The following is a 20,442-nucleotide window of genomic DNA, read 5'->3' as shown; positions in this document are numbered from 1 at the left end:
AATTGGTATTGGCTACTTATCAAGCCTTAAATTTACCGCCTTTTGCGGGGTCTGACCAATCGCAAGAAAAGCCTTTTGTTTCAGCGACAAACTGATTCCAAGGAACCGGCTTGACTGCTTCTGGCGTAGCAAAAGCGATGTTAAACAAACCGTCTTCTCTGACTTCGCCCAACCGCACAAATTTAGAGAGGTGATGGTTAGCTTCCAGTGTTACTTTGCCCTCTGGCGCCTCAAAAGTTTGACCCAAAGCTGCTGCCCGCACTTTTTCCAAATCGTCGGGTGTTCCTGCTTTTTCGACGGCTTGCTTCCACAGGTAAACCATGATGTAAGCTGCTTCCATCGGGTCGTTGGTCACTCTATCTTTTCCGTATTTTGCCTTGAAAGCTTCCACAAATTTTGTATTTGCGGGAGATTCCACAGTCATGAAGTAATTCCAGGCGGCGTAATGGCCTTTGAGATATTCTACACCGATCGCCTTTACTTCTTCTTCAGCAATACTGACAGACATTGACGGATATTTATCCGGGCCCAAACCTGCACCCTGCAACTGTTTGAAAAATGCCACGTTGCTGTCGCCGTTGAGGGAATTGAAAATGACGCCGCCATCTGGCAAAGCTGCCTTAATTTTAGTGATAATTGGCGTGACTTCTGTACCGCCCAAAGGAATGTAATCTTCGCCAACTAATTCGCCGCCTTTGGCTGCTAGCTGTGCTTTGATAATGGTATTTGCCGTGCGGGGGAAAACGTAGTCAGACCCGACTAAGAAGAATTTTTTTCCTTTATTTTCTAGCAGCCAGTCTACTGCGGGTTCGATTTGCTGGTTCGGCGCCGCCCCCGTATAAAAGATATTCTTGGAACACTCTTGACCCTCGTATTGTACGGGATACCAGAGCATATGATTTTTTTCTTCAAATACTGGTAATACTGCTTTGCGGCTGGCGGATGTCCAGCAGCCGAAGACGGTGACAACTTTGTCTTGATCGATCAATTTTTTGGCTTTTTCGGCAAAAGTTGGCCAGTCTGAGTTGCCGTCTTCTACTATTGCTTGGATTTGTTTTCCGAGGACGCCGCCAGCTTTATTGATTTCTTCTATCGCTAATTGTTCGGCATCGACAACGCTTTTTTCGCTGATGGACATTGTGCCGCTCAAGGAATGTAAAATTCCTACTTTGATCGTGTTTCCACTGCTGGCTGCTGGTGCGGATGGTGTAGTTCCTGTTGGAGAAGCGGCTGGGGTTGCTGTTGGAGTCGGAGTTCTACAAGCTTTTAGAAATAAACTTGATGTTAGGGTAGCAGAACTGTATAAAAGAAATTTCCGCCGATCGAATCGCTTTGTCATTTTTTCTAGTTACTCCTGAATAGCTCAGTCAGATGATTGAGAATAATAACATATAGCGACTTGATATTAAGACTAGCTTAACAAGAGTGTTGTACGTTTTGATACAAAACTTATTATTGATTGACAAAATGAAGGTTTTGTGTGGATTGATGGCAACTGCGGGAGAAATGGAGTTTAGACACCAAGATACGTCTTTTCAGCAATCTGTCTGAAATTAGCAAGCCGCTTTTTTATACAAATACGTGATAGATGCTAGGAGTGAGCCTGTAACTGGGTCGATCGCACCAGCCAAATATCAAAGCAGATGACGATCGCCCTTTCTACAAATATAGCAACAGCCACATCGGGCGCCCAGATAAATAACCTGATGAATAGAGCCGATACCCGTACTGCATAAATGGTTTGATTCCCCTACTCTGCAACCCTTCTCTTTCGCCAGCGGGCAAGCTGTCAACTGTCCACTGTCAACTGTCCACTGATTTATGGAGAATAGCGGACTCGAACCGCTGGCCTCTGCGGTGCGATCGCAGCGCTCTACCAACTGAGCTAATTCCCCTGATTGACTTTCAATGCAAGCATTTTAGATGCCCGATTGCCGAATCTCAAAGGCTTGCAGGTCGCATTTGCTTTTACTTGGGCAGACCGTCACCTAGAGTAGCACGTAACGGCTAAAAACGTCAATAGTTTTCCGCCGCCGGCTCCGTGGGGGCGATCGAGCAAAGTTCCGCTACTCTGTCCAACTCTAAATCAGCAAAATAGTCCACCGTCCAATTAGCTTGGCGCTGGATCATGTGAAACGGGTAAGTGTGAGTCACCCCCGCTACCTGCATCCCCGCTTTTTTCGCCGCTTCAATCCCCGCAAAAGTGTCTTCTAGGGCCAAACACTCGATCGGTTGCAGGTTAAAGTCGGGATATTTCTGGTTGAGTCGCTCTACTGCTAACAAATAGCCATCGGGTGCGGGTTTGCTCACCATCAAGTCGTCGCCTGCGACAATTAACTCAAAATTTGCTGTCAAACCCGATCGATCTAACACCAATTCTATATCCGATCGTATTGCCCCGCTAACTACCGCCATTTTCAGTCCGTCAGCCCGAATTTTGGCAATAAATTCTGCCAAACCCGGATAAATGGGCAATGTTTCCAAACTATTGATTGTTTCCTGATAAGCTTGGGCCTTGCCAAGCAGCAAGCGATCGAGGTATGTTTCTGTCAGATATCGTCCCCGGCGCTTCAGCAGTTCGGTAATCCCAGCGCGATCGCTCCTTCCCAAACAAACTTCCCGAAACTCCCCACGTTTGAGTTGGAGATTTTCATCAAGCATCAGTCGATCGATGATTTTCTCGTGAATCGGCTCGTCATTAATAATAACGCCATTAAAATCAAATAAAACTGCTTTTAGAGTCATTAGTCATTGGTCATTAGTCATTAGTTATTAGTCATTAGTCATTAGTCATTGGTCATTGGTCATTGGTCATTGGTCATTAGTCATTGGTCATTGGTCATTAGTCATTGGTCATTAGTCATTGGTCATTAGTCATTGGTCATTAGTCTGTCAACTGCCAACTCTCAACTGCCAACTGTCCACTGTCAACTGCCAACTGTCCACTGTCCACTGTCCACTGTCCACTGTCCACTGTCCACTGTCCACTGTCCACTGTCAACTGTAAGCCGGAATGCCCGGTAAATCGCCATCAAAATCAGGAGCGAGATCGCCCAAATTCCACACCTTCGCCTGACGCACCGGCTCTAAATCTTCCCCAGGAAGAGGTTTCACACCCTGCGTTACCTGATGCACCCACCAGTGATCCTGAGTTTGCACCGCCGCGAATCCAGCAGCCCCCGCCCAAGCATCAATACTACCAGCGGCGTAAGACTTAATATAAGGCTCTTCAAAGATATCAGTCAGCCACTCTGTCTGCCGCAAAGTTTTTTGATTTCCGTCCAAAATTGCCACTTGTCCCCCAACCTTCAGCAGTCGGAAACTTTCTCGCAAAATTGCCTGCGATACAGCAGGCGGCGTCTCGTGAAACAGCAAGGAAGCTGCAACTAAATCGAAGCTGGCGTCAGCAAAAGCCACGCTTTCGGCCTTTCCGTGCAACCACTCGATTTTTAACCCGGCTTTTTGCGCTTTCATTTCGGCGACTACCAGCATATAAGGCGACAAATCCAGGCCGACAACTTCCGCTTGGGGAAAGGCTTGTTTGAGCATCAGGGTTGTCGAACCGGTGCCGCATCCCAAATCGATGATTCGGCGCGGTTTCACCCGCACAGCGTCGATTAAGCCTTGTCTGACGACTGTTTCGTGGGGAGGCAAAACGTATTGCGTGATTGGATCGTAGGAAACCGCTGCACTGGAGTTGAGGTAGCCGCCTTGGATGCCGTGAAAGTTTTGGCTGCTGTAATATTCGGGATAAACTAGGTTGGGTTGTCGGTGGCGATCGCCCGCTGCTTCCCAGTCGATACCTTCGTAGAGTCGTTTCAGTGCTTCTTCGTCGATCGCCAGTCGTATCAGGGGCGACAAAAAGCGATCGAAAATTGTATCCTTACCAACAGCCATAAAACTCCTTGCACAACAATAGTCCTGGACGCACTTGAAGCTTGAAACCCCGATCCCCCCTAGCCCCCCTTAAAAAGGGGGGAATCTGAAAAGCCCCCTTGAGAAGGGGGTTGGGGGATCTCTTATGCGTAAGTCCTAAACAACTCTTTTAATTTTAGCCAACGCCAGCCAGTCAGTCGATTTTTGATTTGAGATTTTAGATTGGCGTTTACCTCCCGTACATTGCTTGTGGCCGAACCTCTTTAGATTTTAGATTTTAGATTGGACTTTGCCTCCGCGACACTCATCCGTTGCCTTCCTTCCCTCTTCCTGCTTGCTTCTTGGTGCTCATTACTAATCGGAATTTTTACCAAAAACTCCGTCCCGCCGCCTGGAGGTTGAGAAATTTGGATGCTGCCGCCGTGTCCGTCCACTACAATTTTGTAGCTAATTGCCAATCCCAAACCTGTGCCTTGGCCCACGGGTTTGGTAGTAAAAAATGGGTTAAAAATTTGGTCTTTAATGCTGTCGGGAATGCCCGGGCCGTTGTCGGCGATCGCCATTTTCATAAATTTCCCGCCATTTTCACGAACGACGCCCGTGGAAATAGTAATGATTTTGTCCAGGCGATCGATCTCGTTCAAGGCATCGATCGCATTGCTCAGCAAGTTCATAAACACCTGATTTAGCTGAGACGGATAGCACTCGAATGAAGGCACTTTTCCGTATTTCTTGACTATATAAATTCCATTTTTTATGCGGTTGGAGAGCAGCAGCAAGGTATTTTCCATACCTTCGTGAATGTCCGCCAGCTTTTTGTCTGATTCATCGAGGCGAGAAAAGTTGCGCAAAGAAAGAACTATGCTACGAATACGTTCGGTTCCTATTTTCATAGAATTCAATATATGCGGCAAATCTTCCTCGATAAATTCCAGCTCGATTGCTTCGGTAAAATCTGCTATTTCCGGGGGAGCCTCGGGGAATTTTTGTTTGTATAAACTCACCAAGTCTAATAAATCTTTAGTATATTTGGTGCTGTGAGGCAAATTAGCCGAAATGAAGTTAACCGGGTTGTTAATTTCGTGCGCTATCCCCGCAACCATTTGACCCAGGGATGACATTTTTTCGCTCTGAACTAAATGAGTTTGAGTTTTTTTCAGTTCATGCAAGGCACTATTCAGCAGTTTTACTTGGTCTTGGGTTTGACTGTAAAGGTGAGATTGAGTAATTGCGATCGCCAATTGGTCTGCCACAGCTTTTAACAGTTGGATTTCCTCCCCGCTCCAAAACCAATGAGTAGCATGACTGCAAATTAAATAACCCTGTGGCTGGTTTTGAGTCTGGACAGGCACGGCTAAATAACTATTAGCTTTAAGTTCGATAGGTTGACTTGCACCCTCAGCCAAAGTGTCACTCGAAAGAATCATTGGCTCGCATTGATCGGTGCGTAATGACAAATTTTCTACAAAGTAAGGCTCAAACTTTATGGCTTCTTTCGGACCGTCAGATTCGCAACATTCCCACATAATTTGTAAGAGTTTATTTTGCGGTTCGTACCAACCAAAAGCCGCCCGTTCTAGATGCAGCAAATTCACTATTTCTTCGACTGTACTTGCCACGATTTTGTCTAATTCTAGAGAAGCCTGAATGCGTCCGGCAATGCGGTTTAGCATGGCTTCTCGCTCGGCTTGAGCGCGATTGTTTTCGGAGGAGTAAATTAGCCAAATTGCTGCTAGCATTGCCGGGCCGATCAGTCCAGCGACGACGGATGTCAGCAAATTTAATGCTTGCAGTTGGGATTCAATATTTTCGCGGGGAATGACTAAAGCCATCGACCAGTTAACTTCGTTGAGGGGAGCGTAGGCCACATACACCCATTTGCGATCTATTTTTACCAGTTCGATGTTCGTCTGGCGGCTGGTCATATGGCGCGAAATTGTGAAGAGTCCTGGGTCTTGCGAGTTTAAAAAACTTGGGGCTGGCCGATCGATATTTCCTGTTAATTTATTGTTGGGATGAACAATTGGCACTCCTTCTGAATTAAGCACAAAAGCATAACTGTCTGAACCGTAATGCAAGCTTTGCGCCACATTTGCTGCTCGGTCTACTTTAATGCTGCCTGCAAGGACTCCAATTACTTTATTGGGAGTGGGAGGCAATGCCCAAACTGGAGATGCAATTATGATTGTAGAAAGCTTTGTGCTGCGTCCGATCAGCGGGTCTGAAACCTTGACGTTTCCGCCCATTGCCTTTTGAAAGTATTTGCGGTCTTTGCTGTTCGTGGTAGTGCCTAAAGTGTTCTGCACTGAGCCATCGGCTTGAATTAATGACAAGACGAAATACTCTTTTAACCTGTATGTTTCTCCTTGTAAAATCGGTTCAACTAATTTCCAATTGAGAGTGCGAACCGTAGGAGAGTAAGCGATGGTTTCTATTTCTGCTTTGCGACTGCTCAGCCAGCTATCGATTTCGTCGGTGCCTTTTTCTAGTTTTAATAGTGCTACTTCCTTTAAGTTGTCGAGGATTAGTCCGCGCACAAAAAAATAGCTGATGCAAGCAGTTGTGCTCATCGTTAAAGCCGTGCTGGCCAGAATTAGCAAGGTCAGCAAATGGCGGCGCTGCCGTCTGTGCTGCCAAAGACTGTGCGCTTGCTGCCACCGCAATTGAGCAGAATTACTGATGTTTTGCCAAAAGCGGGGCAGCTTTTTTGTTTGGTGGGGCGGCTGCGCAGACACAGCTCGGGCTTGATTTGCTGGGTTTTGCATCATCAAATGTTCTCGTCGAGAGTCTAATTGATCAAACGGCATTCGTCATTGGCGATCCGGCAGAATTAATATTAGGCAAATAGTGAGGGTTTGAGTCCTGATTGGTTACACCAATCAGGACTTATACCATTTTCGATTGGGGGATTGGAGATTAAAGGATTGAGAATGACTGATGAATTTCGTGGTTTTGATCGCGGGCAAAGCAGTTGCATTTTTTGTGAGAAATGGTATTACATTCCTGACTTTTAAAAAAATATTTCGATCGCGCGAACGCATTTTATTTTGGCATCAACTTTACATTTCGACCTTCGGTTTACCTGCTTGAGCTTGGTGGTTTACGATATCTTTAATATCTCTCTCGTTTGTATAACAAAATAACTGTAAATAACACAGAGAAAATACGGAGTTTTTCAAATTAGCAATGTATTATGATGTAGGGTGAAATCCCTGTTGACAATTATACTAACTTGCGCTATCGGTTCAAGGAGAAATTTTTGCGTCTAAAGCTTTTTTGGCCAAGCGGGTTGCATAAACGGTGAGGGCGATTGTTGCTACTAAACCAATGCCGTAGAGAGCCCACTCAGCAGTAGTGCGCGATCGCCCTTGTGCTCCGATCGCAGCCAAACTCCCAGCCAAGGAACCAATATAAACATACATCACTGTTCCGGGAATCATGCCGATCCAAGAGGCGAAAAAATAGTCTCTGAGAGAAACCTGCGTGACTCCAAAAGCATAGTTAAGTAGGTTAAACGGAAAAATTGGCGAAAGCCGCGTCAGCAGCACAATTTTCCATCCTTCAGAGGCAACTGCGGAGTCGATCGCCTGAAACTTGAGATTACCTGCTATCTGTTTGGAAACCCAATCGCGAGTTAAATACCTACCTGTTAAAAAAGCGCAAGTAGCGCCCAAAACCGAGCCGATGGAAACGCAAACCGTGCCGCCCAGGACTCCGAACAAAACGCCAGAACCGAGAGTCAGCAAGGAACCGGGGATAAATAAAACTGTGGCGATAATGTAAATTAGGATAAAAGCTGCGGGGCCCCAAGGGCCGAGATTGGCGATCGCCGATAGCGCATTTGTCAGAATTCCTTGAAAATTGAAAAACTTGGCCGCCACAATCAAAGCCACAGCTAAACCAATCCCTACAATCAGCTTCCACTTATTTGATGGTGGTGGATTTTGTTCACCGGGCGATCGCAAATCATTCATTACCTAAACTCCTAAGTCTAAATTGCTTGCAGGGTAGGGACACGGCGCCGTGTCCTTCATGGTGACAACAATCGCCTAAAACCCTGATAAATCTTGCTGGTAGCATAGTCTCGATCCCCCTAAATCCCCCTTAAAAAGGGGGACTTTGACAGGAATCTTGTCCCCCCCTTGGGAAGGGGGGCGCCGGGGGGATCTGGGCCTAATTGTCCAACAGTAGACTGACACTACATTTGAACTTAAGTTGACACGACAAAAGGCGCGGTGCCGTGTCCCGTATTTCACAGAATTGAAAACTGCTATCAGCGCAAATTTTCCCTCAAATCAAATCAAAGTACCGCCGCAACTAGAACCGCTACCCGCCGTACAGCCGTAGCAATAAGCAGCAGTTTGCACCTCTTGAATTACATCTAAACTACCAGATTCCAGCAATTGAGCAACAGTTATCCTTTCTCCGCTGCCAGTTTTCGCGGGCAGATTCTCCATTTGGTTAAAATCGCAGTCGTAGACATTGCCCAAATAGTCGATCGACAATTCGTTGCGACACATTAAATGCTCCAGAGTACCAGGATTAAAATTATTCTCCAAAAACTCCAGATAAGGCTTGTGCAGTTTTTTGTGTTCCAAATGAAACTTAGTCCGTCCCACAGGCAAATTAGTAATTGCGAACAAGTGATTAAAACAAATCCCAAAATGTTCGGCTAAATAAACCTGATAATCTTGCTGTAACTTGCCCTGTTCCGCTGTCAGCGAAAACTTATCTGTTGTCGGAACCTGCGGATTGTACACCAAATCTAGAATTAAATTTTGGTTGTTTCCGTAGCCCAACTGATTCAGCTTTTGCAGCGCCCGAATCGAACTGTCAAAAACACCGCTGCCGCGCATTTTGTCAACATTGTCAGCTTGGTAACAGGGAAGCGATGCCACAATTCTAAGTTGGTGTTGCGCGCAGTATTCGGGAATATCTTCAAAGCCATTTTCAAAATAAATCGTCAAATTAGAACGAACAATGACCTCTTTACCTGCCGCCGTCGCAGCTTCCGCCAGCGGTTTAAAACCGTACAGCATCTCGGGAGCACCGCCCGTGAGGTCAACAGTTTGAATTTGAGGAAAACGGCGAATAAGTTCAATTAATTGTTCGCAAACTTCCGGCGAAAGTTCTTCAGTTCGTGTCGGGCTAGCTTCTACGTGACAGTGAGTGCAAGCGAGGTTGCAGCGTTTCCCTAGATTAATTTGTAAAACTGTAATCTGCTTTTTAGTTAAAGCTGAGTTGAGTTTGTTTTTGAAAGGTGTGATTGCGGTTTGAGTCATGTGCTAAATTTTTTAGTCTGTGCTCGCAACGAATGTAGAGGCATTCCGGGGAACGCCTCTCATAATTTAGCACTAATTATCATAGTCCGGGACGCATCAAAGTCAAAGAAACCGGGTTTTTGCGGTTTTTGCGGGTTGTGACGCCTATTCTTGAAAAAAACCCGGTTTCTGACCACCCGTGCGTCCAGGACTATTAATCTTGTTTGAGAGAGTCAACTAATTTTTCAACTCGTGCTTTAATTTCACCTCGAACGCGATGAAAAGTTGCGATCGGTTGTCCGTCGGGATCGTCGAGTTGCCAATCTTCAAATACTTCTCGCAATACCCAGGCTTCGGGTAAATTAACGCCGCAGCCGCACAGAGAAATTACTGCGTCGTAATCTTCGGCGTTGAATTCGCCTAAGGCGTTAGATGTTTGATCGGTGATATCAATGCCAATTTCTGACATGACTTGAATTGCTGTCGGATGAACTCTGCTTGATTCTAAGCCGGAACTGGTGACGGAAATCTTGTCTTTGCCGATGGTTCTAGCGAATCCTTCTGCCATTTGCGATCGGCAGGAGTTTCTTTTGCAAACAAACATTACTTTTTTCATGGTTTTTGTTAGTTGTAATTTGATGTTCTCTCAATAAAAATGGTTCGTAGTGAGGACTTTAGTCCGCATCAATCAGAGGACTAAAGTCCTCACTACGAACACTAACGATCGCCTTAATTAACTTCCAGGGCGCGATTTGCTAGGGCGATCGCCTACGAAGGCCGCTTGTTCCTTGCGTTCGCTGTGGCGATCGGTCAAATAGTCCACTTGCTCCCGCAACAGCAAAGTAAACTTGTACAATTCCTCCATGACATCGATCGCGCGATCGCGAAAAGGCGAATCCTTCATCGTCCCATCATCATTAAATTCCTGATAAGCCTTAGCAACCGAAGACTGATTTGGAATCGTAAACATCCGCATCCAGCGGCCCAAAATCCTCAAAGTATTAACAGCATTAAAAGACTGCGAACCGCCGCTAACTTGCATCACCGCCAAAGTTCTGCCTTTCCTTCTGTCTGACAGCGCCAATACTTAAAGGAATCCAGTCAATTTGGTTTTTGATAATCCCCGTAATATTGCCGTGCATTTCTGGACTCGACCACACTTGACCCTCCGACCAAAGGCTCAATTCCCGCAATTCTTGAACCTTGGGATGAGTATCGGGAACGCTGCCATAAATCGGCAATTCCCGAGGATTGAAAAACCGAACTTCGGCACCGAATTCCTCAATAATTCGAGCCGATTCTTCCGCCAAAAAGCGGCTGTAAGAACGCTCTCGCAAAGAGCCGTATAAAAACAGAATTCTCGGTTTGTGCGTGAAATTTCCCATGATACTTTTAATTAAAATCCCGAAACCCGTTAGACATTTGTCGGTAAACAGCGACGGCTAACTGCGCGCCCCAAATCGGAGCAACCCAGTAAACCCAGTGGTGTTCCCAAATGCCGCCAATTAAGGCCGGGCCGAGCGATCGCGCCGGATTCATGCTCGCTCCGGTAATCGGCCCCATAAATGCAGCTTCTAAGCCTACAGTCAAGCCAATTGCTATCCCCGCACAGCCGATATGAGCGCGCCTGTCAAGCCCCGAACCTAAAATTACAAACATCAGGATAAAAGTCAGAACAGTCTCTAAAATTAGAGACTGCAACCAATTGCCGTTAAGAGGGATAGTTGCACCGAGATTTGCCACTTTTCCTAGGGTAATTAGCAGCAGTGCGGAAGCTGCGATCGCCCCCGCACACTGTGCCAAAATGTAAGGCAAAACTTTGTATTTTGGGAAAAAACCGCTCGCCCAAAATCCTAAGGTTACGGCTGGATTAAAGTGGGCGCCGCTGATATGCCCGATCGCGTAAATCATCGCGGCTACAACTGCACCAAATACAAAACTAACGCCTAAATGAGTTACAGAACCACCGCTAATTTTGTTCACCATCACCGCACCGGTGCCTGCAAAAACTAGCATAAACGTGCCGAGGCCTTCGGCGAGTGCTTCTCGGCTGCAATCTCGATTTTCCCCAAAAGCTAATTTCTTTGCTGTTGCACCCATCGCCGTCAACTCATTGGTTCACAACCATCATATCAAAAAAAATTGATGCGTCAACTCTCTTGGTTCGTAGTGAGGACTTTAGTCCTTGGCTGGATGCGGACTAAAGTCCTCACTACGAACCTATAGCGGTTACTTTAGGGGAAATGATATTACTCATCAAAAAATATTAATGAGTCAACCCGCATCAGCACAAGGCCGCGCCGGCAGCATCTGGCTGAAACGGCGGTACTCAGCGAGGTACTCTTCCAGGGAGAGAAACTGAGCTAAATTGAGGCTGTAGTAGATCCAGCGGCCTTCTTGGCGGCTGCGGACTAAATCGGCTTCTTTTAGGGTTTTGAGGTGGAAAGAGAGTTTAGACTGAGGGACTCCCAGCCGATCGCACAAATCGCAAACACACAACTCCTGTTCCCGCAGCAACTCCAAAATCTGAATCCGCAGGGGGTCAGAAAGAGCGTGAAAGCCAGCGGAGACCTGTTTTTGGGAAATCTGAGGTTGTGGAGTGCGATCGGGCTTGGCTGTCGAATTTTTAAGCATCAATTATTTTGAAAAAATCCATACAAAACATCATATTTCTCAGGCTTCATCCCTGAAAATTGCTGAATTTAGCATCGACAGATCCTTCCGAGTAGATATTACTTCGGATTCTGTACCCGCGCCGGCACATCAGTCAGTCCGGCTTTTTGCATCAGCGAAATCACCCCTACAGATACAATTCCGCCAATAACTACCCCGACAACTATCAGAATGAGGAATAATTTTTGCAGAGTCTTCTTAGTAGCCGGGTGATAGCGTTTCGGCAATCCTTCGCCTTGCTCGTCAAGTTCTTGCTGCAAGGGGTCTAGGGGATTTGATGGACTTGAGTTAAAAGGATTTGGCGGTTGATTCATGGCTGTTTATGCTTCGAGGGTGTCAACAACTATTTTAACTTGCGATTTGCACGCAGCAACTTCAATAATAAATTCTGGTTTGAGTCAAGACTCTATAAATTTTATTAAAATTCCGAGAATTTTAGCAACATTATTGATAAAATATTCGTCTGTGTCAATTTCGATCGCAATTCCTTCGAGTTTGAAAAATTTCCAGATACTCCCAGTTGTCACAACTCCATAAATTGTCTGAATGTCATTTTCTTGACGCTGGTTAAATATTTGCGCTGCGATCGTTTCTGCCATGCACTGCCCTAAACCAGATTGAATGTTGTCATTTTTGGCTTCCACCAAGGCGATCACTGGGGATTCGATGACTAGCTGTTCGGGCGATCGGCTAATTAGAAAATCGCAATAACCGCTCAAACCCCTAGCAGGGTCTACATTGAACTCTCTACCTGAAAATAAACTCATCCGTTCCGGCAGCCGTTTTTTGATTTCAACTAATATCGGCGCGACAATTAGTTCGGAGCGAGCTTTCTCCGAATTTATTTCTAGTGCTAAAGGCCGATTGAATTGCAAAGTTTCTTGCAAAAAATTGCTGGGTTCTATTTCGGGGATGTCGGCAAACAAGCCAACCGTTCTATTAAAACTTATGCCAAAAATTGTCTTAATTTGTTCCACGCTAAATTGACTGTACGGCATTTAACTCACTCTTCCCAAACAATAGATCTCTGGCGCTCATTCACTCTACGATATTGAAAAACATCTGCGTTTATCTGTGTGTATCTGCCCTTCATCTGCGGTTGTTCTATCGAGCGAAGATTTATTATGTAATTATAGTCTAATAACTTATTGAAAACATCGCAACCGGGGCGGGTTTATCTGATTCTACTGCTGTTACAGATTTTGGGTGAACCCGCCCCTACAACATTTTACCCTTCTGCTTTGGAAAGCCGATCGAGAGAAAATGTTGCCGCTTCAGATACTTGAGAATTTTTATCTTTTTCTAAGTATTTCAAAGCCGAAACGCTCTTCACACTCGGCAAATTGCCCAAAGCTTCAGCCAGCCTCTGGCGGATCAGCCAATCTTCCGACTGAGCAAAGTTGAGGATGCGATCGATCGCGCCAATTGCCTTAATTTCCCCCAAAGCCGAAATCGCCGCCTGCTGGATCACCACTTGTTCGCTATCGAGAGCTTTCAGCAGCACGTCGCGAGCCCGCGGATCTTTGAGATTTCCCAGAGAAACAGCCGCACTAAAGCGCACCAGCCATTGAGTATCTTCGTAAAAAGCGCGCACCAAAGCCTCAAAAGCTCTGATATCTTCCAAATAGCCCAAAGCACCCGCAGCGTCAGCGCGAATGCCGTAATCCGGGTCAGTTTCTAGCAATTTGACTAGAATAGGATAGCACTCAGCAGTCGGTTTGACCCCGAGAGCAAACACAGCCATCGATCGCACTTGCAAACTTTCGTCGTTCAACACCTTTTTAATCAAAGGTACCGCCGTTTCAGCCGGCACGTTCCGCAAGTTAGCCAAAGCCACCATGCGATCGGCTGAATTTTCGCTTTCTAACTTGGCTGCAATTTGCTCTAAGCTTAAAGTTGTCATTATGGGTAAATTTTGTAGTAAAACTTTACATTCGGCTGATTTTGATTATAGGGGAGTCTCAGGAAAAAAGCAGGCAGTAAAAACCGCCCCAGGATTTGAACTCAGTGAAATTACGGATTAGTGAGAGTATTAATCTAAAGCTCAAATTGCATGAAAATAATAAATGAGCAAGTCTATTATTTAAAATTCAAGCACAGGCGAGGTGTTTGGGCCGTTCCCTAAGGCTTTGCCCGATTGTTATACCATTTTCTGAAAATAATACAACGTTAGGGAAGCTCCAAACCCTTATGCAATAAGCGATTCCCCATCTAAAATCAAAAATAGAAAATGGTATTAGCCGCCCTCCGACAACCTGCAATCAACCATGCCCTTGTACCACCCCCCCTTTTACTCCTCAGCTTTAGAACAAGCGATCGACCGCTACCCCCTAACTGCCGGCCCAGAAACTTCCTTAGCAGTGGCGATCGCCCTGATGAGTCAGTTGCAAAACAGTTGTCCCCTAGTCAAAACGCCTTTACCCTCAGAGCGGGGGGCGATGACCGAAGCGTCCGTACCCGACAAGGTGCGGGCCCGCTGCGTGCTCGTCGTGCATAACCAGCAGACTATTACCACAGGTAACTTATCGGAAAACCCCAGCCGCGGGCTGTTAATCGGCATACTAACCCCCGCCGACTTAGTGAGGCTGATCGCTTCTGGCAAAATCAACAGCCTGCAAAAAGTAGCCCTCCACAAAATACCAATTTCCGAAGTGATGTCCCCGGTGTCGGTTTCCCTCACAGAATCCGACGACCAAGACGTGTTTACCGCTTTATCCTTATTTCGCCAGCACCGAATTCGCTATTTGCCGATCGTCAATCAATTCCGGCACTTGGTAGGAGTGCTGACGCGGGAAAGAATTCGCCAAGTATTGCAACCTTCCAACATTCTCAAATTGCGGCGGGTAGCAGAATTGATGACTACGCCAATTACAGCGCCCCACACCGCCTCGCTGCTGAGCATAACCGAACTGATGTCAGAGCATCAAGTCAGTTGCGTAGTCATTACAAAAAACAAAGAATTAACAATGGAGAAGCCCAAAGATGAGCATACCTCCATTTTTCACTATTCCTTTCACCAACCTTTGGGAATTGTTACCGAATACGACATCGTGCAGGCACAGTTTCTCGAACTAAATTTCGAGGAAACCCCAGCTCAAAAAGTCATGAGAACTCCCCTGCAATTTCTGCAACCTTCCGATTCTCTGTGGACGGCGCACAAACAAATGCAGCAGCAACAAGTGCAGCGGTTGGTCGTGTGCGGCGGGCGCGGAGAACTGCTGGGAATTATTACTCAAACCAGCTTGCTCAGAGTCCTCGATCCCACAGAAATGTACCGAGTTGTCAAACAGTTGCAGCAGTCGGTTTATCAACTGCAATCGGAAAAATTGGAACTGCTGCAAAGCCGCAATGCTAAATTGGAACAGCAGGTGCGCGAACGGACTGCCAAACTCCACGAACAGGTGCAGCGCGATCGGCTGTTAACTCAAATTTCCTTCCGGATTCACCAATCCTTAAACCTCGAAGAAATTCTCAACGCCAGCGTCGATGAAGTCCGGCAAGTTTTGCAAGCCGACAGAGTAGCGATCGTGCGCTGGGAGTCGAGCAATTTCGGCATTTTTGTGGCAGAATCCGTTGCCCCCAAGTGGTCTTCTATCTTGGGAGAAATCATGCCAGACAATATTTGGCAGGAAGCTGCGTTTGCGATCGAACAGGAGATTTATGCCGTCCCAGACATCGACAAAGCTAATTTGAGTGCCGAAAAATATGCGCGTTTCCAGCAAGCGCAAATCAAAGCTTATTTGATTGTACCAATTTTGCAAGATGGCAATTTGTGGGGGATGATGTGCGTCCATCAGTGTTCCAAATCCCGGCAGTGGCAGGCTTCGGAATTGGATTTGCTGCTGCAACTGGCAACTCAAATCGCGATCGCCATTCAGCAAGCACAACTCTACCAGCAAGTACAAAATCTCAACACCGACCTCGAACGCCAAGTCCAAGAACGTACCGCCCAATTGCAGCAAAAAGTGCAGGAGCTCCAGCATTTAAATGTTCTAAAAGATGAATTTCTCAGCACAGTTTCTCACGAACTGCGGACGCCTTTAGCTAATATGAAAATGGCTATTCATATGCTGAGAATTTCTCCCACACCAGACCGGCGCCAGATTTATTTAGATATTTTAGAAACTGAATGTACTAGAGAAACCGATTTGATTAATGCTTTGCTCGATTTGCAGCGGCTCGAAGCAGCAGCTTGCCCGATCGATCTCGAACCAGTAAACTTAGAAGTCTGGCTACCTACAATTATCGACCCGTTTTACACCCGCGCCCACAACCGCCACCAGCATTTGCGAGTAGAGTGCGATCGCCACCTCCCCACGATCTGTTCCAACCGCGCTAGTTTAGGACGAATTTTAGCAGAACTCCTCAACAATGCCTGCAAGTATACTGCCAATGACGGCGAAATCTATTTGAAAGTTGAGTGCAAAAAGGGAGACTGGGAAGAAGGAGGAAGCGAGAAAAATCCGATCCAAGCAAGTGCTCTGGCTGCCTCCATCCAATTTACACTCAGCAATCAATCTTCCATTTCGAGAGAGGAATTGCCTCGAATTTTCGAGAAATTTTATCGAGTTCCCAACGCCGATCCCTGGAAACAAGGAGGTACAGGTTTGGGTTTAGCTTTGGTTCAAAAACTTGTCGAACAGTTGGAGGGAAAAATTGAGGTTGAAAGCAGCAATGGCTGGACTAATTTTACCGTCACATTTCCTACCACGCCGGATGCGAATTAGTCCGCCACCAGTCGATTTGAGATTTGAGATTTGAAATTGACTTGCAGCTCCGTGAATCTGGGAACTTGAACTTTTGTCTAAAATTTTGGGGTGGGGTCATCTTTTTTACTCTCATACCAAATCCGGGTTTACCGGAAAAGTGGGTTTAAAGCCCCGTCCTTCTAGGACGGCTTTTTCTTTAAATCTTAGGAAATCAAGCGACATAAATCAAAAAATTTAATAATTATTCAGTCAAGAAGATAATTAAACGCTGTATACTAAGAGCATGAAAACACTAAAAATTAAGCTGTATCAACACAAAAGGAATAGATTTCTCAAACGGTCAATCAACGCCGCAGGGGGAATCTACAACCATTGTATTGCGCTCCACAAGCGGTACTACCGGATGTGGGGTAAACACTTAAATTGTGTTCAACTCCAAGCTCACATTGCTAAGCTAAGGAAGCGTCAATAATTTTGGCAGTTGGTTGGCTCTCAAGCAGTACAAGATATTTCTCAACGAATTGAAAAAGCCTATCAATTGTTTTTCAAGCATCACAAGAAAGGAGTTAGACCGCCCAACTTCAAAAAAGTACGTAAGTATAAGTCTTTCACACTTAAACAAGCTGGGTACAAGTTTCTGGGTGGCAACCGAGTTAAAATTGGGTCAAAAGTTTATCAATATTGGAATTCCCGACAAATTGAAGGAAAAGTCAAAACCTTAACCATTAAACGCACTCTACTAGGTGAATTGTTTATGGTCGTGGTTGTTGACAATATTGTCGCACCAGAAATCAAATCCGAGACGAGTAGAATTGCTGGATTTGATTTCGGTCTCAAAGTATTCCTCACAGCTTCAGATGGAACTCAAATCGAATCACCCCAATTCCTTAAACAGTCACTCACTGTCATTAATAAAGTCAATCGACAGCATTCTCAGAAGCTAAAAGGTTCAGCTAATCAGGAAAGAGCTAGGCAGAATTTAGTCCGTAGATATGAAGACGTTGTAAACCGTCGTTCTGACTGGTTCGGGAAATTAGCTGCTGATTTAACCGATAGGTTTGATGTACTCTGTTTCGAGACATTGAATCTCAAAGGAATGCAACGTCTGTGGGGTCGTAAAATTTCCGACTTGGCTTTTGGGGAATTTTTGCAAATCCTGGAATGGGTTGCCAAGAAAAAAAATAAGCAGATCGTCTTTATAGATAGATGGTATCCATCCAGTAAGACTTGTGTGCGATTCGTTTAACCTAAACCGAGCAATCGGGGGACGGTTAGCTTCTGTAAGGTAATCCAGCAAAGATTGAGTTCGCACTTTAATCCCTTACAGATGACAACTTTCATTACCTTGTAAGTGACCGAAAGTAACCTAGAAATCGGAAGTCTTACCCTATAAGTGTAGTAGTGACAGCACTATCCCTACTGCGGCGAATGGTCATCAAAGTGGTAAAGCGGGATAGAAAGGTAGTAACCGCGAACTGTACGCGGAACCCTATCAAGCAAGAGTCTATGAGTAAAGCGCAAGCCAGAATCCACGTCTGAACCATCGTGAGGCTGAATGGGCTACGACAGTTATCGCCCAAGCCAAAAGGCAAAGATACTTAAGGTGTTGGCAGTTGCAAGTCTGACCAACCTACACTACCAATAAACTCGGTGGAAAGTGGAACTCTAAGGACGCAAACAAAAGGTAATTGGGAACGAAGCAACCCCCTCTAACCTCTCAGAAAGGTCGATGTCTGAGTAGGAAACCATCCATAATAATTCAGGGGGAAGGATTGTCTAAGAAGCCAAAGCCTTCTGTAATAGGAAGGATATGCAGATGTAGACACTTTGACTTAGATAGTAAAGGTGCGATTAGTAATGTATATGTCTAATACCGAACCAAAGTTCAGGGTGGAATGGATAGACGATATCCCATTATACACTGGAATAAATCTTAACAGTGAAGGGAAATAAATCAACTGGAAAATAAGAGAAAAGAACGTCTACAAGTTACAAAAGCGCATTTACAGATCCAAGAGTCGTGGTGATACTAAAGCTGTACGCAGACTTCAAAAAACACTGATTAACTCATGGTCAGCAAAGCTATTAGCTACTCGAAGGGTAACACAAGACAACCAGGGAAAGAAAACGGCAGGAGTGGATGGAATTAAATCTCTATCCCCAGCAGCACGTTTCAAACTTGCAAGGGAATTAAAACTCAACGGTAAAAGTAAAAAGACTCGTCGCGTCTGGATACCAAAACCCAATGGTGAAAAACGCCCACTAGGAATACCTACCATGAGAGATAGGGCAGTTCAAGCCCTAGCTAAAATAGCTCTTGAACCTGAATGGGAAGCCGTATTTGAGGAAAACTCTTATGGATTTCGCCCAGGCAGAAGTTGCCATGATGCAATAGCCGCAATATTCATTCAGATTGGTCAAAAAGCCAAGTATGTACTAGATGCGGACATTGCTAAATGCTTCGACAAAATCAATCATCAAGCACTTCTCAAAAAGATTAACAGCTTCCCTAAAATGCAACGACAAATTAGGGCATGGCTTAAATCAGGAGTGATGGATGGAAAACAACTATTTCCGACTGAAGAAGGAACCCCACAAGGTGGTGTGATTTCACCTTTATTAGCAAATATAGCCCTACACGGGTTGGAAAAGCTAATCGAAGAATTCGTTCAATCGATCAATATAAAAGATCGGAATGGATTTAAGGTAAGACCGAGAGATCTGAAGAAAGCCATCAGTCTAATTAGATATGCAGATGATTTTGTGTGCATACATGAAGACATCGAAGTAGTTAAAAAGTGTCAAATAATAAGATCCGAATGGCTGACCCAAATGGGATTAGAGTTAAAACCTAGTAAAACCAGAATCTGCCATAGGCTTATAGAGATAGATGGAAGCAAAGGTTTTGATTTTCTAGGATTTAAGATCAGGCAATATCCGACAGGTAACTATCGAAATGCCAAAAACTCGCAAGGGAAAAGTCTAGGATTTAACACGCTCATGACCCCAAGTTCGGAGAAAAGGAAAGCACATCAACAAAAGTTGGGTTTAGTAATTGACCAACATAAAAACAGGAAACAGTCCGAATTAATCCTCGAACTAAATCCAATAATAAAAGGATGGTCTAATTACTACTCCCATGTAGTCAGCCAATAAATATTTGGTAAAATGGATGATCGGGTCTGGCAAAAAATAAGAATATGGGCGCTCCGGCGATGTCGTAAAAGCAATAAACATGAAGCTTTTTATAAATATTGGAAGACCGTAGGGACTGACAACTGGCGATTCTGCACCACGGAGGGATTAAAACTAGCCAAACACGGCGAAACTGAAATCTCAAGGTATATAAAAGTGCAAGGTACTAGAAGTCCTTATGATGGGAATTACACCTATTGGGCAACCAGATTAGGAAAACACCCAGAGATACCAATAAGAGTGGCAAAGCTACTTCAAAAACAGAAAGGAAAATGCGCGTGCTGCGGTCACTACTTTAGACAACATGACGTGATGGAGATAGACCACATAGAACCCAAATCAAAAGGAGGAAAAAACTCTTATGATAATCTCCAATTACTTCATCGACATTGCCACGATGAAAAAACTGCCAACGATGGTAGTTATGGTACTTGTGACAGAAGCTAAGTTAAAGAGGAGCCGAATGAAGCGAAAGTTTCACGTTCGGTTTTGCAAGAGAGGTGGGGAAAGTGATTTCTCCATCGACTCTAACTCAAACTGCGGCCATGTCCTGAAAGAGTTAGATTTGTCGGTAAGAGAATGGCGTTGTCCGTCCTGTCAATCAGTGAATGGACGTGATGAAAACGCCGCTAAAAATATTTGTGCGGTTGGGGCATCAACCGCTCTGCGTTAGGCGATGTTAGACAGGCGAAAGCTTGCAATTGCTGTTTGAACTTAGAATCCCCGTG

At 45.2% G+C, this 20,442-nt stretch carries 18 protein-coding genes, 1 tRNA gene and 1 pseudogene; 6 read left to right on the top strand and 14 right to left on the bottom strand.

What is annotated here, in order from left to right:
* Positions 1 to 19: 19 nt before the first annotated feature.
* The 5 genes from urtA to QUB64_RS26805 form a co-directional block, all read right to left on the bottom strand.
* On the bottom strand, positions 20 to 1,339 hold the full coding sequence (gene urtA, locus QUB64_RS26825) for an urea ABC transporter substrate-binding protein (protein ID WP_333266889.1): 1,320 nt from the start codon (positions 1,337 to 1,339) through the stop codon (positions 20 to 22).
* 483 nt (positions 1,340 to 1,822) lie between these two features.
* Positions 1,823 to 1,895, bottom strand: a tRNA-Ala gene (locus tag QUB64_RS26820).
* Between the two features lie 121 nt (positions 1,896 to 2,016).
* On the bottom strand, positions 2,017 to 2,745 hold the full coding sequence (locus QUB64_RS26815) for an HAD family hydrolase (RefSeq protein WP_333266887.1): 729 nt from the start codon (positions 2,743 to 2,745) through the stop codon (positions 2,017 to 2,019).
* A gap of 252 nt (positions 2,746 to 2,997) precedes the next feature.
* A complete protein-coding gene (locus QUB64_RS26810; RefSeq protein WP_333266885.1) occupies positions 2,998 to 3,897 on the bottom strand; it encodes a class I SAM-dependent methyltransferase in 900 nt (299 codons plus the stop codon).
* A gap of 242 nt (positions 3,898 to 4,139) precedes the next feature.
* Entirely contained in the window at positions 4,140 to 6,644 is a 2,505-nt protein-coding gene (locus QUB64_RS26805) for an ATP-binding protein (protein WP_333266883.1), read from the bottom strand.
* Between the two features lie 169 nt (positions 6,645 to 6,813).
* Here QUB64_RS26805 and QUB64_RS26800 point away from each other — a divergent pair, with 169 nt between their 5' ends.
* Positions 6,814 to 6,966 carry a hypothetical protein gene (locus QUB64_RS26800; protein ID WP_333266881.1) on the top strand — a complete coding sequence of 51 codons (153 nt, stop codon included), beginning with the start codon at positions 6,814 to 6,816 and terminating at the stop codon, positions 6,964 to 6,966.
* A 155-nt stretch (positions 6,967 to 7,121) separates the two neighbouring features.
* On the opposite strand, the gene QUB64_RS26795 is transcribed toward QUB64_RS26800, so the two are convergent.
* From QUB64_RS26795 to QUB64_RS26755, 9 genes and pseudogenes are all read right to left on the bottom strand, one after another.
* Positions 7,122 to 7,850: a TVP38/TMEM64 family protein gene (locus QUB64_RS26795; protein ID WP_333266879.1), complete on the bottom strand. Its 729-nt coding sequence runs from the start codon at positions 7,848 to 7,850 to the stop codon at positions 7,122 to 7,124.
* A 321-nt stretch (positions 7,851 to 8,171) separates the two neighbouring features.
* Positions 8,172 to 9,158, bottom strand: coding sequence for an arsenosugar biosynthesis radical SAM (seleno)protein ArsS (arsS, locus tag QUB64_RS26790; RefSeq protein ID WP_333266877.1), 987 nt, complete (start codon positions 9,156 to 9,158; stop codon positions 8,172 to 8,174).
* A gap of 193 nt (positions 9,159 to 9,351) precedes the next feature.
* Entirely contained in the window at positions 9,352 to 9,753 is a 402-nt protein-coding gene (arsC, locus tag QUB64_RS26785; protein WP_333266875.1) for an arsenate reductase, glutathione/glutaredoxin type, read from the bottom strand.
* Between the two features lie 113 nt (positions 9,754 to 9,866).
* A pseudogene (gene arsH / locus QUB64_RS26780) lies at positions 9,867 to 10,522 on the bottom strand (arsenical resistance protein ArsH).
* Positions 10,523 to 10,529: 7 nt separating this feature from the next.
* Positions 10,530 to 11,237, bottom strand: a complete 708-nt coding sequence (locus tag QUB64_RS26775) for an MIP/aquaporin family protein (RefSeq protein WP_333266873.1) — start codon at positions 11,235 to 11,237, stop codon at positions 10,530 to 10,532.
* Positions 11,238 to 11,411: 174 nt separating this feature from the next.
* Complete coding sequence (locus QUB64_RS26770) at positions 11,412 to 11,771, bottom strand: ArsR/SmtB family transcription factor (protein ID WP_333266871.1); 360 nt, start codon at positions 11,769 to 11,771, stop codon at positions 11,412 to 11,414.
* Positions 11,772 to 11,869: 98 nt separating this feature from the next.
* The gene (locus tag QUB64_RS26765) at positions 11,870 to 12,124 is read right to left on the bottom strand and encodes a hypothetical protein (protein WP_333266870.1); all 255 of its coding nucleotides are present in this window, start codon (positions 12,122 to 12,124) and stop codon (positions 11,870 to 11,872) included.
* 84 nt (positions 12,125 to 12,208) lie between these two features.
* Entirely contained in the window at positions 12,209 to 12,808 is a 600-nt protein-coding gene (locus QUB64_RS26760; RefSeq protein ID WP_333266868.1) for a hypothetical protein, read from the bottom strand.
* A gap of 230 nt (positions 12,809 to 13,038) precedes the next feature.
* Positions 13,039 to 13,713 (bottom strand): HEAT repeat domain-containing protein, encoded by a 675-nt coding sequence (locus QUB64_RS26755; protein WP_333266866.1) that lies wholly within the window; start codon positions 13,711 to 13,713, stop codon positions 13,039 to 13,041.
* A 364-nt stretch (positions 13,714 to 14,077) separates the two neighbouring features.
* Here QUB64_RS26755 and QUB64_RS26750 point away from each other — a divergent pair, with 364 nt between their 5' ends.
* The 5 genes from QUB64_RS26750 (at position 14,078) to QUB64_RS26730 (ending at position 20,387) form a co-directional block, all read left to right on the top strand.
* Positions 14,078 to 16,537: a CBS domain-containing protein gene (locus QUB64_RS26750; RefSeq protein WP_333266864.1), complete on the top strand. Its 2,460-nt coding sequence runs from the start codon at positions 14,078 to 14,080 to the stop codon at positions 16,535 to 16,537.
* A gap of 463 nt (positions 16,538 to 17,000) precedes the next feature.
* Positions 17,001 to 17,765, top strand: a complete 765-nt coding sequence (locus QUB64_RS26745; protein ID WP_333266862.1) for an RNA-guided endonuclease InsQ/TnpB family protein — start codon at positions 17,001 to 17,003, stop codon at positions 17,763 to 17,765.
* Positions 17,766 to 18,472: 707 nt separating this feature from the next.
* On the top strand, positions 18,473 to 19,675 hold the full coding sequence (ltrA, locus tag QUB64_RS26740) for a group II intron reverse transcriptase/maturase (RefSeq protein ID WP_333266932.1): 1,203 nt from the start codon (positions 18,473 to 18,475) through the stop codon (positions 19,673 to 19,675).
* Positions 19,676 to 19,687: 12 nt separating this feature from the next.
* Positions 19,688 to 20,161: an HNH endonuclease gene (locus tag QUB64_RS26735; RefSeq protein ID WP_333266860.1), complete on the top strand. Its 474-nt coding sequence runs from the start codon at positions 19,688 to 19,690 to the stop codon at positions 20,159 to 20,161.
* Positions 20,076 to 20,387: a zinc ribbon domain-containing protein gene (locus tag QUB64_RS26730; protein ID WP_333266858.1), complete on the top strand. Its 312-nt coding sequence runs from the start codon at positions 20,076 to 20,078 to the stop codon at positions 20,385 to 20,387. Before QUB64_RS26735 ends, QUB64_RS26730 begins: the two co-directional genes overlap by 86 nt.
* Positions 20,388 to 20,442 lie beyond the last annotated feature (55 nt).

The organism is Microcoleus sp. Aus8_D2, from assembly GCF_036702665.1.
Taxonomy (GTDB): Bacteria; Cyanobacteriota; Cyanobacteriia; order Cyanobacteriales; family Microcoleaceae; genus Microcoleus.
Note: the sequence above shows the minus strand (reverse complement) of the source record. Positions and strands in the feature narration are given on the sequence as shown.